At 72.5% G+C, this 6,495-nt stretch carries 7 protein-coding genes and 1 pseudogene; 4 read left to right on the forward strand and 4 right to left on the reverse strand.

The window, feature by feature from the left end; all coding sequences use genetic code 11:
- Positions 1 to 100: 100 nt before the first annotated feature.
- Positions 101 to 454, reverse strand: a complete 354-nt coding sequence (locus E3T33_RS13670) for a DUF1801 domain-containing protein (RefSeq protein WP_092321067.1) — start codon at positions 452 to 454, stop codon at positions 101 to 103.
- Positions 455 to 648: 194 nt separating this feature from the next.
- On the opposite strand from E3T33_RS13670, the gene E3T33_RS13675 reads away from it, so the two are divergent.
- Positions 649 to 918, forward strand: a complete 270-nt coding sequence (locus E3T33_RS13675) for an acylphosphatase (protein ID WP_092321066.1) — start codon at positions 649 to 651, stop codon at positions 916 to 918.
- Positions 919 to 935: 17 nt separating this feature from the next.
- Positions 936 to 1,181, forward strand: a complete 246-nt coding sequence (locus tag E3T33_RS13680) for a hypothetical protein (RefSeq protein WP_092321065.1) — start codon at positions 936 to 938, stop codon at positions 1,179 to 1,181.
- Between the two features lie 29 nt (positions 1,182 to 1,210).
- On the opposite strand, the gene E3T33_RS13685 is transcribed toward E3T33_RS13680, so the two are convergent.
- Together E3T33_RS13685 and E3T33_RS13690 are read right to left on the reverse strand one after the other, a co-directional pair.
- On the reverse strand, positions 1,211 to 2,062 hold the full coding sequence (locus E3T33_RS13685; RefSeq protein WP_134575534.1) for an SDR family NAD(P)-dependent oxidoreductase: 852 nt from the start codon (positions 2,060 to 2,062) through the stop codon (positions 1,211 to 1,213).
- Between the two features lie 68 nt (positions 2,063 to 2,130).
- The gene (locus tag E3T33_RS13690; protein ID WP_241982958.1) at positions 2,131 to 3,039 is read right to left on the reverse strand and encodes a DeoR/GlpR family DNA-binding transcription regulator; all 909 of its coding nucleotides are present in this window, start codon (positions 3,037 to 3,039) and stop codon (positions 2,131 to 2,133) included.
- Positions 3,040 to 3,124: 85 nt separating this feature from the next.
- On the opposite strand from E3T33_RS13690, the pseudogene galT reads away from it, so the two are divergent.
- Together galT and galK are read left to right on the forward strand one after the other, a co-directional pair.
- Positions 3,125 to 4,255, forward strand: a pseudogene (gene galT / locus E3T33_RS15625) (galactose-1-phosphate uridylyltransferase); the annotation flags it as partial.
- Between the two features lie 210 nt (positions 4,256 to 4,465).
- Positions 4,466 to 5,605: a galactokinase gene (galK, locus tag E3T33_RS15400; protein WP_277870649.1), complete on the forward strand. Its 1,140-nt coding sequence runs from the start codon at positions 4,466 to 4,468 to the stop codon at positions 5,603 to 5,605.
- A 227-nt stretch (positions 5,606 to 5,832) separates the two neighbouring features.
- On the opposite strand, the gene E3T33_RS13700 is transcribed toward galK, so the two are convergent.
- The coding region (locus E3T33_RS13700; RefSeq protein ID WP_194088040.1) for an FAD-dependent monooxygenase at positions 5,833 to 6,495 on the reverse strand (663 nt) is incomplete at its 5' end.

A 6,495-nucleotide genomic window follows, 5' to 3' on the forward strand; every position in this document is an offset into this window, starting at 1 on the left:
CGGCGCGTGCGGCGCGTGCAGCGCGTGCAGCGCGTCAAGAGGGGCGGCGCGTGCGGCGCGTCACCCGGCGCGGCGGCGCGTCTCGCCGGGCAGGGCCGCGTCAGGCGCTGCGGTTGTCGGCGAGCCGGTTGGCCACGATGGTGCGCACGAGCGACTCCGGCAGCGGATGCGACGGCGTGAACCGGATCGTCCCGCCGGATGCGTCGAAACCGGCGAGCTCCTCGCCCAGGGAGGAGACGAGCCCGGGGCGCAGCGTGTAGAAGCTGCAGCCCGTCGATTGCGCGCCGAAGCCGACCAGCATCCCATGGTCGAAGAACGTCGGGATCCGGTAGCTGATCCGTTCGGTGGCCTCAGGATCCAGCCGCTGGATGGTCTCGCGGAGCTCCTGAAGCGCCCCGCGGAACTCCAGCGGCACGCCGGTCAGGTACTCGTCAACGTCGTCCGACCCGCTCATGCGGCCCAAAATACACCCGCGCCGCCGGCCTCCCCCGACTGCGCCTTGCGCCCAGCCTGCGCCGAGGTTGACCGTTGCGGTCGAGTTTGCCCCGCGCACCGGGCAAACTCGACCGGAACGATCAAGGTCGGCGGAGCATCCGGGCGATCGAAGCCGATGGTGCGCCGGCGCGGCCGGCGGAGCAGAATATCCCTGTGATCCGCAAACATGCCGTCGTGCGAGGCCAGGTGCAGGGCGTCGGGTTCCGGTACTACGCGCTCACCGAGGCGTCCCACCTGAACCTGGCCGGTTACGTGCGCAACCGACCGGATGGCTCCGTCGAACTCGAGTTCGAGGGGCCGGAGGCCGCCGTTGCGCGGATGCTCACCTGGCTCGCCCATGGGCCGCGGTCGGCGATCGTCGACTCGCTCGACGTGTCCGACATCCCGCCGCTCGGCGAGGCCGCCTTCGCGATCGCCTACTGACTGCGAGAATCCTCGGCATGGACCCGCTCGCGATCAGCTCCCTCTACCTGCTCCTGACCTGGATCATCTCGGGAAGCGCAGCCCTGCTCCTCATCTACGGAGTCGTGCGCGTGGCGGTCAGCCGGGGCCTGCGCGACCACCACAACTGGCTCGTGAAGAGCCGCCGCGCGGCCTCCGCCGCCGCCGACAAGGGCTTCACGGGAGAGCCGCAGTTTCCGCCGATCACGCCCCAGCCCTCGACCGCGGACCGGACCGTCGACTAATCCAGGCCTTCTGACTCTGAGCCCCCCGATCAGCGCCGCTCCTCCGCCACGCTGTTGCCGCCGTCGACGACGACCGTCTGCCCGGTCACGTACGACGCGCCCGGCGAGGCGAGCCAGGCGATGACGGATGCCACCTCCGCCGCGGTCCCGCTGCGCCCGGCCGGCACCAGGCCGCCCTCGATCTCCTCGCTGGGAAGCTGCGACCCGGTGGCGATCCAGCCCGGCGCCACCGCATTCGCCGTGATGCCCCGCGGCGACTCGTCCACGGCGAGCGCCCGGGTCAGCCCGGCCAGCCCGGCCTTCGCCGCCGCGTAGGCGACATCCCCGCGGGAGGCCATCACCGGCCCGCTCACGCTGGACACCGTGACGACCCGTCCCCAGCCGGCGGCGCGCATGAAGCCGATCACCGCCCGGGTGGCGTGAAAGGCGGTCGACAGGTTGATCGCGAGGCCGCGCTCCCAGTCGGCGGTACTGCTCAGGATGTCGCCGTGCGCCATCTCGACGTCCCCGACGGCGACCATGCCCGCGTTGTTGACGAGGATTGTCGGCGTGAGGCCCGCCTCGGCGAGCCCGTCGGCAAGCATCCGGGCGCCGGCCTCGGAGTCGAGGGTGCAGACGATTCCGGATGCGTCCACGCCGAGTTCCCGGAGCTCGGCCGCGCGCTCGTGCACCCGGCCGGTGGTGGCGGTGACGACGACGCGTGCGCCGAGTTCGCCGAGCATCCGGGCCGCAGCAAAGCCGATGCCGGAGGCGCTCCCCGCGCCGGTGACGAGTGCGGTGCGCCCGGCCAGGCTCCAGGCGTCGGGCAGGGGCAGGGGCGCAGACAGGGACGCCGGCGGGGAATCGGGCGCAGACAGGGAATCGGGCGCAGGCAGGCTCATGGCATCATGCTAGGCGACCCGCGGGCCCGGCCCCTCAGCTACTGCTACTGCTACTGCTACTGCTCCCGCTACTGCTCCGGCTGCAGCACGCCGAGCCCGGTTTCGCGGATGAGTTCCAGCGTGGACGGGTCGGCCGCGGCATCCGTGATCAGCAGGTCGAAGGCGGAGAGAAGTGCGACCCGGCCCAGGTGCACCTGGCCGAGCTTGGCGCCCTCGGCGACGACGATCGCGCGGGCGGTGGCGGCCAGCATCCGCGTTTTGACGGCCGCCTCGGGGAGGTTGATGTTCGTCACGCCGTGCTCGGGATCGACGCCGTTGCAGCCGATGAAGGCCAGGTCGGCGTGCACCTGGTCGAGCACGGTGGCCGCCAGCGGCTCGACGAGGGAGTGCTGCAGGGGGCGGAGGGATCCGCCGGTGACGATGACCGAGAACCTGGGGATGGCGGGCTCCAGTTCGAGCGCGATGCTCAGCCCGTTCGTGATGATGACGACGTCGGTGAGGTCGGCTCGGGCGCGCAGTGCTCGGGCGATTGACAGCGTCGTCGTGCCCACATCGAGGATCACGCTCTGGCCGCTCCGCACCAGCGACGCGGCGAGTTCGCCGATCTGGCGCTTGGGCAGCACGGCCGACGCGAGCGCCTCCTCGAACGACGACTCGCGCTCCGGGCGGCCCGCGCGACCGGCGCCTCCGGCGGCATGGGCGGGCACAGCGCCGCCGTGCACGCGCTGCACGGCACCCTCGCCGACCAGCACGTCGAGGTCGGCCCGGGCCGTCACGCCGGACACGCCGAACGCCTCCCGGAGCTCGGCCACGCGCACGAAGCCGCGCTCGTCGACGAGGCGACGGATCTGCTCCCGCCGCAGGTGAGCAGGCAGCGCGTCGCGGTCGCCCGGGGGCGCCGGCTGCGGCGGGGGTGTCGGCTGCGGCATCGGCGGCACGGGCGGCACAGGGCGCGTGGGGAGCACAGGGGAAGCCATGCCCCCATCTTCACTTAGTTGGTGTTTCTTTTCAATACGAAAGCACTGGTTTCAGATGTGAAGATCGGATATCGTGGTTCCTGCCATGAACACCACTTCCCCGGCCTTCGTCGCCGACACGCGCATCGCCCGGCAGCAGCACACCCTCGCGGACGGGCGGGAGCTCATCTACTTCGACGACCCGGACACGGCACTGGCGCCGGAGCGCGCGCCGGACCTCCGCGAGCTCGAACCGCGCCCGGCAACAGCGCGCATGCGGCAGGACCCGCTCACCGGCGAGTGGGTGTCGATCGCGGCCGCGCGGCAGAACCGGGTGTTCCTTCCCCCCGCCCACCTCGACCCGCTCGCCCCGTCCACCCCGGAGAACCCGTCCGAGGTGCCGAGCAACTACGACGTCGTCGTTTTCGAGAACAAGTCGCCGTCGTTCGGCCCTCTGCTGACCGATGCGGATGCCCCGGACGGCCTGGCCGACCTCGCCTCCATCGGGCTCGGGCGCTCCCGCACCTCGGTCGGGCGCTGCGAGGTGGTCTGCTTCAGCCCCGAGCACGAGGGGTCCTTCGCGAGCCTGTCGGTCACCCGCGCCCGCACGGTGATCGAGGCCTGGGCGGAGCGCACGCACGCCCTGTCCCAGCTGCCCGGCGTCGAGCAGGTCTTCCCGTTCGAGAATCGCGGCGAGGAGATCGGCGTGACGCTGCGGCATCCGCATGGACAGATCTACTCGTACCCGTACGTCACGCCGCGCACCCAGCGGCTCGTCGAGTCGCTGGACTCGTACGGCCCGACCCTGTTCGCGGATATCCTCGCCAGCGAGCAGGCCGGCGACCGGGTCATCCTCAGCGGCGAGCACTGGACCGCCTTCGTGCCGTTCGCCGCCCGCTGGCCGATCGAGGTGCACATGCTGCCGCACCGGCAGCTGCCCGACTTCGCCGCGACGACCCTCGCCGAGCGCGACGAGCTGGCGGTGCTCTACCGGCGTCTGCTGCGCGGGATCGACGCCCTGTACCCGACGCCCACGCCGTATATCGCGGCCTGGCATCAGGCGCCGGTGAATGTGCGGCGTGACGACATCCGGCTGATGCTGCAGGTCACCAGCCCCCGCCGGGCCGAAGGCAAGCTGAAATACCTGGCCGGCTCGGAGGCCGCCATGGGCGCCTGGATCGGCGATGTGCTGCCGGAACAGCAGGCGGCCACGATCCGGGATGCCGTGCTGCGCGCGGCCGCCGCCGACGATGCGGCCGACTCCACCAACGCGGGCCTTACGGCCGACACCGGCGTTGCGTCCGACACGGGCGTTGCGACCAATACCGGCGTTGCGTCCGACGCGGGCGTTGCGGCCGCCGCGGGCGTTGCGGCCGCCGCGGGCGTTGCGTCCGCCGCGGGCGTTGCGTCCGACTCCCGGCCGGCCACCACCGTGCTGAACGCCACCGTGCTGGCCGATTTCGAGAGCCGGTTCAACCACCGTCCGGCCGGCATCTGGTCCGCCCCCGGGCGCGTCAACCTGATCGGCGAGCACACCGACTACAACGAGGGGTTCGTCTTCCCGTTCGCGATTGACCGCCGCACGGTGGTTGCGCTCGGCCTCCGCGAGGACCGGATCATCCGCGTGGCCAGCTCGTTCGCGGCCGAGGCCATCGAGATCTCCCTCGACGAACTGATCCCGGAGAATCTGGCCGGCTGGTCCGCGTATCCGCTCGGCGTGGCCTGGGCGCTCGGACGGTTCGGGGCCGACCTCGGCACGGTGCCCGGCTTCGAGGCCTTCATTGACTCCGACGTGCCGATCGGCGCCGGGCTGTCCTCTTCCGCGGCGATCGAGAGCGCGGTGGCGGTCGCGCTCAACGACGTCTGGGGCCTCGGGCTCGATCGGAGCACCCTCGCCCAGGTCGGCCGGCTCGCCGAGAACCGTGCCGTCGGCGCGCCCACGGGCATCATGGACCAGTCCGCGTCCCTGCTGGGCAAGGCCGACGGCGGCGTCTTCCTCGACTGCCGCAGCCTCGAGAGTGACGTGATTCCGCTCGGGTTCGACGCGGCCCGGCTGGACGTCCTGATCATCGACACGCGGGTGAGTCACGCGCACGCGACCGGCGGGTATGCCTCGCGCCGGGCATCCTGCGAGGCGGGCGCAGCCGCCCTGGGAGTGTCAGCGCTCCGCGAGCTCGGCGTCGACGACCTCCCGCGCGCCGCCGAGCTGCTCGATGACGAGACCTTCCGACGGGTTCGGCACATCGTCACCGAAAACCAGCGCGTGCTGGATACCGTGCAGACTCTGCGGGAACACGGGCCGACCCGGATTGCCGAGCTGCTGGATGCCTCGCACGTCTCGATGCGGGACGACTTCGAGATCTCGATCCCCGAGCTGGACCTCGCGGTCGAAACCGCCCGCGGCGCCGGCGCCCTCGGGGCGCGCATGACCGGCGGCGGCTTCGGCGGGGCGGCCATCGCGCTGACTCCGCGCGACCTCGTCCCCGACGTGGAGGCGGCCGTCGCAGCCGCCTTCGCCGAACGCGGTTTCCGCGCCCCGGTCATGTTCGTCGTGCACGCCGCCGACGGGGCCCGCCGCGAGCAGTAGCCGCCGCCGGTCCCCGCGCGCCCCGCACACACCCCGCGCGCCCGCCCTGATCGCCGCCACGTGTGGCGAACTCAGGAGAATCCGTGACGGCTCGGCGCCGGCCGGCGTGTTTCCGCGGGAGAACCGGGCGGGGATACGGATTCTCCTGAGTTAGCAACAGCTCAAGCACGGCACCGGGCCGGGAGGGCGCGGGACAGCAGGGTGCGGGGGGTGGGGGGCGGAGCGGGTCAGAGCCAGCGCATGGTGAACGCGCGGGCGAGGATGCCGCGGGCCGGCGGAACCGCGAGGACTCGCACGAGCGCGTTCCTGGCCCGCAGGCGCACGCCGCTGGCCGGGCGGCCCATCGCCATGTTGAACCCCGCCTGGCGCGCGGCCATCCGTGCCGAGCGCCGCCTGCGCCGATCGAACTCGGCCAGCGCCGCCTCCGCCGAGGCCGGATCCGCCAGGGCCAGGGCCACCGCCGGTGCCAGGGCCACCGCGTCGAGCCAGCCCAGGTTCATGCCCTGTCCGCCGATCGGACTGATTTCGTGGGCAGCGTCGCCGACCAGTACGACGCGGCCGGCCAGCATCCGGTCGGCGAGGCGTTGCCGCACCGAAAATGCGCTCGGCGGGTCGGCTGACGGGGGTAGGAGCACCCCGGTGCGGTCCCGGATGATCCCGGCCAGGTCCGCGGAACAGGCATCCGTCACCAGGCCGTCGGTCAGGGCCACCCAGCGGCGCCGACCGTTCGGCAGCGGGAAGGACTCGACCACCCCGCCCCGCTCGAAGTACAGCACCGCCTCACCGCTGCCCGAGGCCGCACCGGCGGCGCCCGAGCCGGCCTCGCCCGAAGAACCCGCGCCGCCCGAGGCTGCACCGGCGGCGCCCTCGCCGCGCACACCCGCGTTGCC

This window comes from Cryobacterium sp. TMT1-2-1 (genome assembly GCF_004403955.1).
GTDB classification, from domain to species: Bacteria; Actinomycetota; Actinomycetes; order Actinomycetales; family Microbacteriaceae; genus Cryobacterium; species Cryobacterium psychrotolerans.

Bases quoted from the DNA above. Each gene is read 5' to 3' on its own strand.
- E3T33_RS13670 (WP_092321067.1), bottom strand. From the start codon at position 454: ATGAGCGGGTCGGACGACGTTGACGAGTACCTGACCGGCGTGCCGCTG.
- E3T33_RS13680 (WP_092321065.1), top strand. From the start codon at position 936: ATGGACCCGCTCGCGATCAGCTCCCTCTACCTGCTCCTGACCTGGATC.
- E3T33_RS13685 (WP_134575534.1), bottom strand. From the start codon at position 2,062: ATGAGCCTGCCTGCGCCCGATTCCCTGTCTGCGCCCGATTCCCCGCCG.
- E3T33_RS13690 (WP_241982958.1), bottom strand. From the start codon at position 3,039: ATGGCTTCCCCTGTGCTCCCCACGCGCCCTGTGCCGCCCGTGCCGCCG.